Annotated in this window: 12 protein-coding genes; 9 read left to right on the forward strand and 3 right to left on the reverse strand. The window is 54.1% G+C overall.

What is annotated here, in order from left to right:
* Positions 1-327 precede the first annotated feature (327 nt).
* A complete protein-coding gene (gene cspE, locus HB631_RS09670; protein WP_213990924.1) occupies positions 328-540 on the reverse strand; it encodes a transcription antiterminator/RNA stability regulator CspE in 213 nt (70 codons plus the stop codon).
* A gap of 541 nt (positions 541-1,081) precedes the next feature.
* On the opposite strand from cspE, the gene HB631_RS09675 reads away from it, so the two are divergent.
* The 4 genes from HB631_RS09675 (at position 1,082) to HB631_RS09690 (ending at position 5,256) form a co-directional block, all read left to right on the forward strand.
* Positions 1,082-2,107: an amino acid ABC transporter substrate-binding protein gene (locus HB631_RS09675; RefSeq protein WP_213990925.1), complete on the forward strand. Its 1,026-nt coding sequence runs from the start codon at positions 1,082-1,084 to the stop codon at positions 2,105-2,107.
* 78 nt (positions 2,108-2,185) lie between these two features.
* On the forward strand, positions 2,186-3,364 hold the full coding sequence (locus HB631_RS09680; protein ID WP_213990926.1) for an amino acid ABC transporter permease: 1,179 nt from the start codon (positions 2,186-2,188) through the stop codon (positions 3,362-3,364).
* A gap of 15 nt (positions 3,365-3,379) precedes the next feature.
* A complete protein-coding gene (locus HB631_RS09685; RefSeq protein ID WP_213990958.1) occupies positions 3,380-4,486 on the forward strand; it encodes an amino acid ABC transporter permease in 1,107 nt (368 codons plus the stop codon).
* An 8-nt stretch (positions 4,487-4,494) separates the two neighbouring features.
* Positions 4,495-5,256: an amino acid ABC transporter ATP-binding protein gene (locus tag HB631_RS09690; RefSeq protein WP_275955686.1), complete on the forward strand. Its 762-nt coding sequence runs from the start codon at positions 4,495-4,497 to the stop codon at positions 5,254-5,256.
* Positions 5,257-5,534: 278 nt separating this feature from the next.
* Here the strand turns inward: HB631_RS09690 and HB631_RS09695 are convergent, their stop codons facing one another.
* Positions 5,535-6,707, reverse strand: a complete 1,173-nt coding sequence (locus HB631_RS09695) for an ROK family transcriptional regulator (protein ID WP_213990927.1) — start codon at positions 6,705-6,707, stop codon at positions 5,535-5,537.
* A 338-nt stretch (positions 6,708-7,045) separates the two neighbouring features.
* On the opposite strand from HB631_RS09695, the gene HB631_RS09700 reads away from it, so the two are divergent.
* Genes HB631_RS09700 through ugpC form a run of 5 tightly spaced genes read left to right on the forward strand, consistent with a single transcriptional unit; the run spans position 7,046 to position 12,126 of the window.
* Positions 7,046-8,299, forward strand: a complete 1,254-nt coding sequence (locus HB631_RS09700; protein ID WP_213990928.1) for an extracellular solute-binding protein — start codon at positions 7,046-7,048, stop codon at positions 8,297-8,299.
* Positions 8,300-8,309: 10 nt separating this feature from the next.
* Complete coding sequence (locus HB631_RS09705) at positions 8,310-9,212, forward strand: sugar ABC transporter permease (RefSeq protein WP_213990929.1); 903 nt, start codon at positions 8,310-8,312, stop codon at positions 9,210-9,212.
* Positions 9,209-10,048: a carbohydrate ABC transporter permease gene (locus HB631_RS09710; RefSeq protein ID WP_213990930.1), complete on the forward strand. Its 840-nt coding sequence runs from the start codon at positions 9,209-9,211 to the stop codon at positions 10,046-10,048. Before HB631_RS09705 ends, HB631_RS09710 begins: the two co-directional genes overlap by 4 nt.
* A 23-nt stretch (positions 10,049-10,071) precedes the next feature.
* Positions 10,072-11,022: a carbohydrate kinase family protein gene (locus tag HB631_RS09715; RefSeq protein WP_213990931.1), complete on the forward strand. Its 951-nt coding sequence runs from the start codon at positions 10,072-10,074 to the stop codon at positions 11,020-11,022.
* A gap of 3 nt (positions 11,023-11,025) precedes the next feature.
* A complete protein-coding gene (ugpC, locus tag HB631_RS09720) occupies positions 11,026-12,126 on the forward strand; it encodes a sn-glycerol-3-phosphate ABC transporter ATP-binding protein UgpC (protein WP_213990932.1) in 1,101 nt (366 codons plus the stop codon).
* A gap of 48 nt (positions 12,127-12,174) precedes the next feature.
* On the opposite strand, the gene HB631_RS09725 is transcribed toward ugpC, so the two are convergent.
* Positions 12,175-13,776: a hypothetical protein gene (locus tag HB631_RS09725; RefSeq protein ID WP_213990933.1), complete on the reverse strand. Its 1,602-nt coding sequence runs from the start codon at positions 13,774-13,776 to the stop codon at positions 12,175-12,177.
* Positions 13,777-14,164: the final 388 nt, after the last annotated feature.

A 14,164-nucleotide genomic window follows, 5' to 3' on the forward strand; every position in this document is an offset into this window, starting at 1 on the left:
TTCACCAATATTAAAAACTAAAACTATTTTTAATTAAAGAAGTTTTTTATAATCTGAGGTGTAGGATGAATATTGATTAGAATTAATTTTTAAATTAATGTCAATGTTTAAAATATATCATATCTTATTATGTTATTTTATAATTGATCATTGCAAAAGGCAGATGAATCAGACTTGACTGGCCAAATGATTATGCCGATTTTTAGACAAAAAAAACCCCGACCGAAGTCAGGGTCTTAAATTTTGCTATCAGGTAACGGCTATGAGGTCACAGCTTACGGACTCAACGTCCGCCGCTGGCCAAGCGGGTACTGATAATAGCGAGACTTACAGCGCGACGACGTTCGCGGCAGACGGGCCTTTCTGGCCTTTTTCGATAGTGAATTCAACACGTTGACCTTCGTCTAACGTTTTGAAATCATTGCTCTGGATAGCGGAAAAATGTACGAATACATCTTTGCTGCCGTCTTCAGGGGTGATAAAACCAAAACCTTTACCAGCGTCAAACCACTTTACTACACCTTTCACTTTGTCAGACATAAATACTTCCTTCGTAATTATTTGTGCCACAGGGTGGCGAAAAAGGTCTGTTTATCAGGGATTACTTATGGTGGCACTTAAGAAGGAAATTCGTCGAAGAAGTGATGGTAGACTATCGCTTTTACTAGAACAACTTTACTAAAATGGCTTTCATAAATAGGTCTGCGTTACAAACCGTTGACACCATTAACTCATATTGACGCACGGGATGCAAGCGATATTCAATACTGCTATCAATAGTGCTCACAATTGTTGCCCTCAATCGGCGCATTGCGCAAAATGTGAACAACATTCCCACATAATGGAACTCGATGCCGTAAAATAGTGCATTGGCGCAGCCTTTGCACAAATATGGTGCGTAATTGCTCCATAAAGGGTTGTCCCTGTGTTCAAAACACCCGGGATGTCGCGTCAGACATGCAGTTGCCGAATTGGCATCCCCTTTGCTATGAGGATACTGGCGATATGCCATTGACAGGACAGATGCGCGGCAAAAGTGCATCAAACCATTAGCTTTATTTTCGGCCTCACAGGATGCTTTATGAAAAAAATTATGATTTCCGCGTTAGCTGCCGCAGCAACCCTCTTTGCGATAGCTAACCAGGCACATGCGGGCACGACTTTGGATGCGGTTAAGAAAAAAGGTTTTGTACAATGCGGTATCAGCGACGGTTTGCCGGGCTTTTCCTACGCCGACGCCAGCGGTAAATTTACCGGTGTCGATGTGGACGTTTGCCGGGCCGTTGCTTCCGCGGTGTTTGGTGATGACAGCAAAGTAAAATACACTCCCCTGACCGCCAAAGAGCGTTTCACCGCGTTGCAATCGGGTGAGGTGGATATTCTCTCCCGCAACACAACCTGGACCTCTTCCCGCGATGCGTCCATGGGCATCGTGTTTGCCGGCGTCAACTATTATGACGGCATCGGCTTTTTGACCAAAAAGAAAGCCGGGCTGAAAAGCGCCAAGGATCTTGATGGCGCAACTGTTTGTCTGCAGTCCGGTACCGATACCGAGCTGAATGTCGCCGATTACTTTAAAGCCAACAAAATGCAATATACCCCGCTGACATTCGACCGTTCCGATGAAACGGCCAAGGCGCTGGAATCCGGCCGCTGCGATACCCTGTCTTCCGACCAGTCGCAACTCTATGCGCTGCGCATCAAGCTGGGTAAACCCGATGATTATGTGGTCCTGCCTGAAGTGATCTCCAAAGAACCTTTAGGCCCGGTTGTTCGCCGCGGCGATGATGATTGGTTCGCCATTGTGAAATGGTCTCTGTACGCCATGCTGGACGCCGAAGAAATGGGCGTCAACTCCAAGAACGTCGACCAGCTGCTCGCCACCCCCACCAATCCGGATATGGCCCATCTGCTGGGTAAAGAAGGCAATTTCGGCGAACAGTTGAAACTGCCTAACGATTGGGCATACAAGATTGTTAAGCAAGTGGGTAACTATGGCGAAAGTTTTGAACGTAACGTCGGCCAGGGTAGCGAACTGAAAATCAAACGCGGCTTGAATGCCTTATGGAATCAGGGCGGTATCCAATACGCTCCGCCCGTGCGTTAAGTATAACTGTCAGCAGGCGGAAACACTGGCGCCATGCGCCAGTGTTTTTCCAACAGATTTTATTTCGGGGCTTTCCATATGCAACAACGCCAAACTGCTAAAGGCGCCTTTTCCTTGACAAACCCTGCGGTACGCGCCTGGGTTTATCAGATCCTCGCGGTCGTGGTGTTATTCTCTTTTGTTGGCTACATTCTGCACAATACCCTGACCAATTTGCGCCATCGCGGCATCACTTCCGGTTTTGGGTTTTTGAGCGACGCCGCCGGTTTCGGTATTATCCAACATCTGATTTCTTTCCAGGATGGCGATACTTACGGGCGAGTCTTTATTATCGGTTTGCTCAATACCCTGCTGGTTTCCGCGCTGGGGATCGTATTTGCGTCAATCCTCGGATTTTTCCTCGGGTTAGCGAGGCTGTCCGATAACTGGCTGTTACGCAAACTTTCCACCCTCTATGTCGAAACTTTCCGTAACATCCCGCTGCTGCTGCAAATATTTTTCTGGTATTTCGCCGTACTGCGCAATCTGCCCGGCCCACGCCAGTCCATCAGCGCCTTTAATTTGATTTTTCTCAGCAATCGCGGCCTGTATATGCCCACGCCGCTGGCCGGTCCCGGCGCCGTTCCCATGCTGTTCGCCGTGCTGATAGCCATTGCGGCCTCGCTGGTGCTCTACCGGATCAACCGCCGCCATCAGATGGCCACAGGCGGACTGCGGCGCAGCTGGCCGTGGATTATTATCCTGATCCTGGGCCTGCCTGTTCTGGCGCAGTTTATCTTCGGCGACGCCGTTCATTGGGATGTACCGGCCCTCAGCGGCTTTAATTTTCGCGGCGGCATGGCGTTGATCCCCGAACTGGCGGCCCTGACGCTGGCGTTGTCTATCTACACGTCGAGTTTTATCGCCGAGATCATCCGCGCCGGCATCCAGTCGGTTCCCTATGGTCAGCATGAAGCGGCCCGTTCACTGGGAATACCGACTCCCGTCACGTTGAATCAGGTCATTTTGCCGCAGGCGCTGCGGGTGATTATTCCGCCGCTCACCAGCCAGTATCTAAACATTGTAAAAAACTCCTCGCTGGCGGCCGCCATTGGTTACCCCGATATGGTGTCGCTGTTTGCCGGTACGGTATTGAACCAGACCGGGCAGGCAATCGAAACCATCGCCATCACCATGTCGGTCTATTTAATTATCAGCCTGTTGATTTCGTTTTTGATGAATCTTTATAACCGGCGTAAGGCATTGGTTGAACGCTAAGGGAAATCCATGACCATGACATTAACTCCCCATGAACCCGTAGCTACCCCGACGCGCAGCCGGCTGGGCCTTGCCCTGTTCTGGATACGGCAGAATCTGTTTTCCAGCGTCACCAACAGCATCCTGACATTGTTCTGTCTCTGGCTGCTCTGGGTGGTTATCCCGCCCTTATTGAACTGGTTGTTATTCCAGGCCAACTGGACCGGTACCAGCCGTAGTGATTGTACCAAAGACGGCGCCTGCTGGGTGTTTATCCACGCCCGCTTCGGCCAGTTTATGTACGGGCTGTACCCTATCGATCAGCGCTGGCGCATCAATCTTACCCTGGTGGTCGGGCTTCTGAGCCTGATACCGATCTTCTGGAAAGCCATGCCGCGCCGCGGTCGTTATATCACCTGCTGGGTGGTGGCGTTTCCTGTCTTTACCTGGGTTATGCTGTACGGCGGTTTTTTCGGCCTGACCCGGGTTGAAACCCGCCAGTGGGGCGGTTTGACGTTGACCCTGATTATCGCCTCGGTGGGCATCGCCGGCGCCTTGCCGCTGGGCGTGGTGCTGGCCCTTGGCCGTCGTTCGAAAATGCCGGTGGTGAAGTGGTTTTCGATTATTTTTATCGAATTGTGGCGCGGCGTACCGCTGATTACCGTCCTTTTCATGTCTTCGGTGATGCTGCCGCTGTTTCTGTCGGAAGGCACCAATATCGATAAGCTTATCCGCGCCCTGGTGGGGGTTATCATGTTCCAGTCCGCCTACGTGGCGGAAGTGGTGCGCGGCGGTTTGCAAGCGTTGCCGAAAGGGCAATATGAAGCGGCGGAATCCCTGGCCCTCGGTTATTGGAAAACACAGGGATTGGTCATTTTACCCCAAGCCTTGAAAATGGTTATTCCCAGCCTGGTAAACACCATCATTGAACTGTTCAAAGACACCAGTCTGGTGGTGATTATCGGCTTGTTTGATTTATTCAGTAGCGTCCAACAGGCCACGGTTGACCCGGCCTGGCTGGGAATGTCCACGGAAGGATATGTCTTTGCCGCGCTCGTCTACTGGATTTTTTGTTTTGGCATGTCCCGCTATAGCCAGCATTTGGAAAGGCGTTTTCATACCGGGCATTCTTCCACCCATTGAGGTAAACCATGAGCGACAATAACGCCAACCCAAATGAACGATTGATGATTACACTGGAAAACGTCAATAAATGGTTCGGCCAGTTCCACGTGCTGAAAGACATCAATCTGCAGGTAAAATCCGGCGAACGTATCGTGTTATGCGGTCCCTCAGGTTCAGGGAAGTCCACCACCATCAGATGCATCAATCATCTGGAAGAGCACCAGCAGGGGACTATTGTGGTGGACGGCACGTTACTGGACGACGACCTGCGCAATATTGAACGGGTGCGTACCGAAGTCGGCATGGTGTTCCAGCATTTTAATCTGTTTCCGCACCTGACGGTGCTGCAGAATTGCACACTGGCGCCTATCTGGGTGCGGAAAATGCCGAAAAAAGAGGCCGATGAGCTGGCCATGCATTATTTGCAGAGGGTACACATCGTTGAACACGCCAACAAGTTTCCCGGCCAGCTGTCCGGCGGTCAGCAGCAGCGGGTAGCCATAGCCCGTTCATTGTGCATGAAGCCGAAAATCATGCTGTTCGATGAGCCCACCTCGGCACTGGATCCGGAAATGGTGAAAGAAGTGCTGGATACCATGATAGGCTTGGCCAATGACGGTATGACCATGCTGTGCGTCACCCACGAAATGGGTTTTGCCCGCACGGTGGCCGACCGGGTGATCTTTATGGATCGCGGGGAGATCGTCGAAGAAGCCTCGCCGAACGAATTCTTTACCCAGCCAAAATCCGAGCGTACCCGCATGTTTCTGTCGCAGATACTTCATTAAGGTCGGCACTCAGCCCGTGGGTACGGACTGAGCTTATTGACAAAGTGCATGGTCGAGACAGGCTGCCAGATCCGTGAACCCTTCCCTGGGGGCTCGATCCGCGCGATTACGGCCACCATCCGTGGTAGCCGCCCTTCGGGCCAACGCCTTACGGCGTTGTTCCAAAACGCTCCGGGCGTTTTGGTCCCTGGCGCGGACGGTTTACTCTTCTAGCAGCCTGTCCCGACTTATTTGTCTCCGAGCCCGTTTGTCAGCCTTAACCCGCGCGTGCGGGCCTTTTATTTCAGCAGTACTTCATATTGCGGATTAAATTCGTCGAATATCGGCAAGGCCGCCGCTCCCAGCGCGGCGGTATCGGTGCCGGTCATGCCGATGCGCACCCGCTGTTCGTCACGATATTTACTGCGTACCGAACACAGCAGTGGGTGTAATCGCCGGACAATCTTTTCCACCAGCGGTTGCGGCATCTGTCCGCCGATGATCACCGTTTCGGCATCAAAAATACACTCGATGATATTGATACCCTGGCGAGTGGCGGGCAAAGCCGACTCAACCCAGCGGTCGAAACAGGCCTCGTCCACCCCCAGCAGATCCTCCGGCATGGCGGTCATCGGATCGAGCCCGCAGGCTTCATAGGCCGACTGCAGCGACAGATAGCGCTCCAGACAGCCATGGTTGCCGCAGGCGCAGGGGCGGCCATCCGGCTGTACCACCATATGGCCGATTTCGCCGGCGTTATGGGCATGCCCGGTATAAATATGGCCGTCGGTAAAGATGCCTGCGCCCAGGCCGGTTCCGATATACAGATAAATAAAGGAATCCAGCTGCTTGGCCACACCGTGAAAACGCTCGCCGATAGCCGCCACGGTAGCGTCGTTCTCCAGCGTGACCGGCAGACCGGTGGCCGCCGACAGCTCTGCCGCCACGTCGATATTTTCCCAGCCGTGCAGCGTTGTCGGTCCCTGGGAGGAGAGACCTTCCACCCCGAAAGGCCCCGGCATGACCACACCGATACCCAGTAATTTGCGCCAGTCGATCAGCGCCTGCGCTTTCATTTCCGTCAGCAATTGGTTAATCAATACCAGCGTTGCACCGGGCTGGGGCTTTCGCACCAAACAAAGGCGCCGGAAGCGGACGCTGCCGGTAAGATCCACCAGCACCACCAATAGGGTTTGATGATCGAGATGGATACCGATGGAGTAGGCGCTATCCGGGTTCAAGGTGATGGGCACCGCCGGTTGCCCCCGCCCCCCGACATGCCGCGGCAAATGAGATGACAGGATCCCCGCTTGCTGTAACTCAAGAACGATGTTGGACACCGTTTGCGGGGTCAGCGCCGTAAGACGCGCCAATTCCGCCCTGGTCAGTTCCCCCTGTAGACGGATGGCCTCTATCACCACCCGACGGTTATGGGCTCTGGCGTGTTCCAGATTGGTTCCTGAATTTCTCATGTTCTCCCTACCGCTCTTCACCCGTAGCGCCAGTATGTGCATATGCTTTATAGCAATCAAATTGATTTAATTATTCCGAGCGAACTTTCTCGGCACGCCATTTGCTTATCTCTATCCAAGAGATTTCGAGTTGCGGCAAGGCGGCGAGCTTGCGAACCCCAGGAGCTTAGATCACTCAGTGGCTGGGGTGGGCAGGCGCTGCCAACACAGTTGCAGCTCGAAAGATGAAGGGTATCGGCGACAAGGGTCACAAGACGAAGAGGTCCTTGTTGCTTTCGCCTATTAAAACAATCAAATTGATTTAATCCCTACCCCAACCCGCTGTTTCAGGAGACGTAATGAACATAAAAAAAATGTGCCCCGCCTTAACGCTTTGCGCGCTATCGGTCCTCTCGCTGGGACTGTCGGCGCAAGCCCTGGCCAAAACCCAAATCAGCGCGCTGTTTATGACCCAGGCCGCTTACAGTGAAAACGACATTCGCGCCATGACGGCCGATTTCACCAAACAGCACCCCGACATTGACGTCAATCTGGAATTCGTGCCTTACGAAGCGCTGCACGACAAGATCGTTGCGGCCCGGGGCGCGGGGAGCAACGGCTACGATGTGGTGCTGTTTGACGCCATCTGGCCGGCTGAATTCACTAAATTTGGTTTATTACAGGACGTGACGTCGCGCATTAACGGCGAAGACAGCAAAAAAATCTTCTCCGGCGCCATGAGCACCGTCACCTATAAAGACAAAATCTGGGGTCTGCCATGGATTCTGGATACCAAATATCTTTATTACAACAAAGCCATGCTCACCAAAGCCGGCATCACTACCCCGCCGCAAACCTGGGAGCAGGTGGAACAGCAGTCGGAAATTCTGAAACAAAAGGGAATCGTCAAATACCCGCTGGTCTGGAGCTGGTCCCAGGCGGAAGCGCTGATTTGTGATTACACCACCCTGGTGGCGGCTTTCGGCGGCGAATTCTCCCAGCAGGGTAAATTTAATTTTACCAATCCCGGCGCCCTGAAAGCCGTGACCTATATGAAAGAAACGCTGGATAAGGGACTTACCAATCCCAACTCGCGGGAATATCTGGAAGAGGACGTCCGTAAATCCTTCTCCAACGGCGATGCCGCCTTTGCGCTGAACTGGACCTATATGTACAACATGGCCAATGACCCGAAACAAAGCAAGGTGGCCGGGGATGTGGGTATTGTTCCGGCACCGGGCGGCAAGGCGGACGGGATTTCGGCGGTCAACGGCTCCATGGGACTGGGCATCGCCAAGGCCAGCCAGCATCCCGAACAGGCCTGGCAATACATCAGCTATATGACCTCGCAGCCGGTGCAGGACAAATATGCCAAACTGAGCCTGCCAATCTGGAAATCGTCTTATGACGATCCGAAAGTACAGCAAGGCCAGGAGCCGCTAATCGCCGCGGCCAAACAATCCCTGAACGTGATGCTTTCCAGGCCGGCAACCGACCAATATTCACAGCTCTCCAATATCCTGCAGCAAAACCTGCAGCAGGTATTGCAAAACCAGGTGACGCCGGAGGCCGGCATGGAGGTGGCAACCAAGGCTGCGGATCGTTTGCATTAAGGATCGCTTCATGCTCAGTTTGCCGCAACGTGAGCATCGTCAGGCATGGGTGCTGTTGGCGCCCATGCTATTGATGATGTTTTTACTGACCGCCTGGCCGCTGGCCCGCACCCTCTGGCTGAGTTTTACCGATGCCGCGCTAATCGGAGGCGGCGTGACGCCACAACCGGTAGGCTTCGACAATTATCTGTTTGCCCTGACCGACCCGGACTTCCTCGCCGCGCTGGCGCGCACGCTTTATTTCACCATCGTCTCAGTGGCCTTTGAAGGGGTGATAGGGGTATTGGTGGCGCTGCTGCTGAATCAAAAATTCTACGGCCGCGGCCTGCTAAGGGTACTGGTGATATTGCCCTGGGCGCTGCCCACCATCGTCAACGCCATGATGTGGCGGCTCAATTTCAACCCGGATTACGGCAGTATCAACGCCCTGCTGACCCAGGTCGGACTGATTGACCACTATCGCAGCTGGCTTGGTTCTCCCGATTCGGCAATGAATGCGGTGATGCTGGCCGACATATGGAAAAATTATCCTTTGGTGACGCTACTGACACTGGCCGCGCTGCAGTCCATTCCGGATGACTTATTCGAAGCGGCGCGCATTGACGGCGCTTCCGCCTGGCGACGTTTTCGCGCCATCACCTTCCCGGCCATTCTCGGCCCGCTGGGGGTGGCCCTGATATTGCGCACCATAGACGCGTTCAAGATTTTCGACATTATTTATGTGATGACCCGCGGTGGTCCAGTGGACAGCACCAAGACCTTGAGCTTTTTTGTCTATCAGGAATCTTTCAGCTATTTACGCGCCGGCAGCGGCGCCGCCTATGCCATATTGATGACTTTGCTCTGCGGAATCCTGATTGCTATTTACATGCTGATGATCGCGCGCCAGCGTCGAAGGGGAATCGAGCAATGAAGCGTTATATCAGGACGATACTCCGCTATGGCGCGGCGCTGGTGCTGGCGATTAGCATTCTCGCCCCTCTGCTGTGGCTGTTTTTAATGAGCGTAAGCTCATCGGCGGATTTGGCCCGGGTTCCCTTGGAGTGGATTCCGCGCCAATGGGACTTCAGCCGCTATGGCCGGCTGTTATCCCTCGAGCCGGGGCAGCCGGGAGCGCTGTTTTTGCACGCCCTGGCCAACAGTATTTTCACCGCCACCGGCGCCACCCTGATTTCATTGGCGCTGGCCATCCCGGCGGCGTTCAGTTTCTCCCGCTACCCGGGCCGCGACGGCTGGCTGATGGGCAGCCTGGCGATTTATATGGTGCCGCCGGTCGCTTTTGTGTTGCCGCTTTATTTTGTGCTGCAGCAGCTATCGCTGTTAAATACCCATTTGGGGCTGATTCTGGTGTATTGCTCGTTGATACTGCCGTTTCTCACCTGGATGCTGAAAAACCAGTTCGATGCCCTGCCGCTGGATATCGAGCAGGCGGCCCGCCTGGACGGGCTGCGCTTTTGGCAGGTTCTGCTGCGGATTACGCTGCCCCTGGCAAAACCGTCGCTGGCCGCCTCGGCGGTATTTGGCTGGCTGTTGGCCTGGGATGAATTTTTTTACGCCCTGCTGTTTACCAATAACATTCAGGCACAAACACTGCCGGTCACCATCGCGGGCTTTACCGCCGGCCGCGCCACCGACGACGGATTGGTGGCCGCCGTCGGTATTCTGGCTTCGGTTCCGCCGCTGTTCATCGCTATTTGGCTGCAAAAATTCCTGGTGAGCGGTTTGACCAGCGGCGGCAGCAAAGGTTAATAACAGGACGATATCAATAGACTATGAATACATCCGCCCCCGAGGCCACCTTATATGTGGCGGGCAATATCAATATTGACCTGATTATGGGTACGTTGCTTGAATGGCCCGCCCGCGGCACCGAGGCAATGCTTGAGCACAGCGCGCTGCGCCCCGGCGGGTCGGCGGGCAATTGCGTTCTCGCTTTGGCGGCGCTGGGCACCCGGCACCGTGCGGTAGCCAACCAGGGCAACGATCATTTTGCCCGCTGGCTGGCGGAGCATTTTGCCGACAGTGCGCCCTTTTGGCCGCGCTATGACTGTGAAACCTCGCTGACGGTGGGTTTCACCCATCCCGATAAAGAACGCACGTTTTTCAGTAACCAGGGACACATCGTGCGTCTGTCGCAACAGGATGTCTTGCGGCAATTGCCGCCGCAGGCGACGCCAGGCGATCTGGTACTGCTGTGCGGTACCTTTCTCTGCCTGCGGCTGTTCGATGAGTATCCCGAGCTGCTGGCGGTTCTCCAACGGCGCGGTTTTAAGGTGGCGGTGGATACCGGCTGGCCGCCTTCGGGCTGGAACAGCGAATTGCGGTGTCGGATCCATGGCTGGCTGAGCGAGTGCGATTATCTGCTGTTGAATGAGGTGGAGACCCTGGGGCTGGCAGATAATGACTCCCTGGCGGCGGCGGGTCACTCTCTGGCCCGACGACTTGCGCCGGGCGGTGCCTGTGTCATCAAGTGCGGCAGCCAGGGCGCGATGATCTGTGGCGGCCTTGAGGTTTTATCCTGCAGCGCGGAACCGGTACGGGTGGTGGATACCATCGGTGCCGGCGACAGCTTTAACGCCGGTTTCCTCAGTGCGCTGCTGTATGGTTATAACCGCCAACAGGCGCTCTATTGGGGAACGCGGGTCGCCGGACGGGCAATCAGCAGTTCGCCGCGCCAGTACCCTGACCGTGCCTCCCTTCACTCTTTTGCCGGGAAGGAGTAATCCATGGCGAGCGTAGAATTAGTCAAAGTCGCCAAACGTTATGGCAAAAATGCCGTGCTGCATCCGCTGGATCTGAAAATCCCGGACGGCAGCTTCACGGTACTGGTGGGACCTTCCGGCTGCGGTAAATCCACTTTATTGCGATTACTGGCCGGGCTGGATACGGTGTCCGACGGTGATATTTTTATCGACAGTCAGCAAATCAATAATCTCGACCCCGCGGATCGCGATATCGCCATGGTTTTCCAAAGTTATGCCCTATATCCCCATCTCACGGTGGCGGAGAACCTGGCGTTTCATATGCAGGTAAAAAAAGTGCCGCGCCAGGAGCAGACCACCAAGGTTCAGCAGGTGGCCCGCATGCTGGGTATCGAACCCTTGCTAAAACGTTTGCCGAAGGCCTTGTCCGGCGGCCAGCGCCAGCGTGTCGCCATGGGACGGGCCATGGTGCGTAATCCCCGGGTGTTCCTGTTTGACGAGCCCTTGTCCAACCTCGATGCCCAACTGCGTATGGAATTGCGGGCTGAGATCAAATCCCTGCATCAGCAGTTGAAAACCACCACGGTGTATGTTACTCACGATCAGGTCGAAGCCATGACCCTGGCGGACCAAATCGTGGTGATGAGGGAGGGCAGTATTGTCCAGCAGGGTCAACCGCTGGAGATTTACGACAGGCCGGTAAATACCTTTGTCGCGCGTTTTATCGGCTCGCCGCCCATGAACCTGCTGGACGGTCTGCCCGAGATTCGCAACGGCGTGCCGGGCGTGAAATGCGGCGAGCTGTGGTTCCCTTTGCCGCCGAAATGGCATGCCGCCGCACGGCGGCAGGGAAGCTCGCCGGTGACGCTGGGGATCCGCCCCCATGATTTCCTCCAGGTCGCCGCCGCCCCTCAACCGGCCGCCACGCTTCGCCTACAGGAAATCACCGGCGAAACCAGCTTGCTGCACGTGGACTGGGGCGGATTTCCGCTGCACGTCCAGTTCGCCGGCCGCTTAAATAACCCGCCGGGCCAGCCCTTATGGCTGGAGGTGAAACCGCAAAGCCTTCACCTGTTTGATGCCGCAGGCGGTCAGCGACTTATGGAAAGTAATGCCGGCGAGTGACATCGTGCCGGACGTTTCTTGCGTTCCGCCTGTCATGACCCGAGACTTTCAATCGATCTCGGGGAAAACAGCATTAACCCGCCTTGGCACAACGGTGCCGGTGCCCATGAAGTTTCGCACCGCGCTTACCTGCTTGCCGATAGCCGAAGCGGCATGTTTAAAGCGGCCACCAGAGCGATTATCCAACCCGGCATATAAGCCGCTGGCAATGCCGCCGGTATAGGCGCCAAACCACTCTCCAAGGCCAGGGTTGACATCGTCCATAGCTGTTCCATTTTTAACTTGCCTTGACCGTTGCGCATTAGACATCACGCTGCCGATACCGATGTCAACATGGTTATCAGGGGAAGATTCGCGGCCTTCCTTCCACAACTTATTGTTTTTGCCAAACCAACTTTGTTCCTTGGATTCGCCATTGTAATGCACCGTGCCCCTTCCTTGGGAAGAGGCCGGGACGACAGCGTCATTCAACCAAATCCGCCAATAGGCGTTAACAATCCCTGTTACGCAGCTTTCGTCATGTTTGCTTAGGTCGGCGCTGCAAGAAAGTCCATCATTTCCCCACGCGGAGCTTTCCTCTTGGGGCTGTGCCGGGAAGATATCGGGTAGCAAAAACCGCCAATAAGCATCAACAGCCGCCGTGGCTATTCCGGTGCCTTTTTCAGCCATCCTATCAACTCCTCTGCCAAAAATAGCGCCGTAGACTGCCCCGGTTCCAGCCATGTCACCTATTATTGAACTGCCTTCTATTACCCCATTAATTTTGGTCCCAACGTTCGCGCCAGCCATAGCTCCTGCACAACCTGCCTTTGTGACTTCAATGTCCTTTTGCCTTGCCAGCGTTTGCACCTTGGCAACGCTCACTCCCGCCGCATTAGCGCAGGCCATGTTGGTTTCGGCACATCCCTCGTTTTTAGCAGATCGGCTTTTATAAAAACTAAACTTAATTGCAAACCACATGGCTGTTGAGTCAGCGCCATTTAATTTCGCGGATATCCCCGCAATAAAGCCAGCAGCAACATTTTGTACCGACCTCACTTTATTAGATGCCCAAGAACCTATCAGAATTGCGCCCCAATCTTTTTTGTCGGCGTTACAAGTGCGCCACAAAACCCACAACACATACACAACGACACTCGCTAATATTAATGGCGGAAAAGATAAACCTAACGTTCCTGCCACCGCTATCCCTGTGAGCACAACCGTGGTTACTATCACAAAGGACACCGGGAGGACTTCCATTATTTTTTTTATGATAATCTTTATTTTGGCACTGGTGGGTTTATTAGGATTTTTCACTGCCGGGTCAGTTTTGACAATATTTACTGGCGCATTGGCTGGGATACACTTTGATGTTGCCGATTGCCAATCCGCTGAGCCGGCTCCAGCGCGTGGAGTGACAACGCTGAAAATAGGAATTTTGCCCCTCATATCAAGAGACACGGTCCTGGGGTTATCCATTTTACCTTGGACATTACTGCCGGGAGATCGGTTAGATGAGCCAACAAAACAGCCGGTAAATATAAGATCGCTATTTTCGACCGAAGTAATCCCCCCCCCTACGTCCCCACATCCTGATTTAGAGACATCACATAAATAATCGTGTGTTGTTTCGCAGTTACAGGTTCGGGATGATATTAAAGATGTCATGGCAGGTGCCCTCCTGATTTTTACCGTTATGATAATCAGGACTGGCAAAGAGGACTTTCATAAATCGACGATATGATAATTATTCGTAGACTATTTTTTATAAACCGTCGCCTGCGTTGCCGGTTGTCCTATTCTTCTCCAGAGCAGCGCATTGCGAGTTTCGATAGGGCACATGTCGGTTTGACAGATAGAAAAAAGCCCTCTGTTTTCACAGAGGGCTTCGTTCAATTGGATGCCTGGCAGTTGATGCCCGCCTGCGGCGGTCACCCTGCGGGCCGTCGCCTGCGGCTCCGTTCAACCGGCAAAGCCGGTTGTCCTACTCTCTGCTCGAGTAGCGAACTGCCTGTTCAACGCACATGAAAAAGCCCTCTGTTTTCACAGAGGGCTT

This window comes from Sodalis sp. dw_96, from assembly GCF_018449575.1.
Taxonomy (GTDB): domain Bacteria; phylum Pseudomonadota; class Gammaproteobacteria; order Enterobacterales; family Enterobacteriaceae; genus Acerihabitans.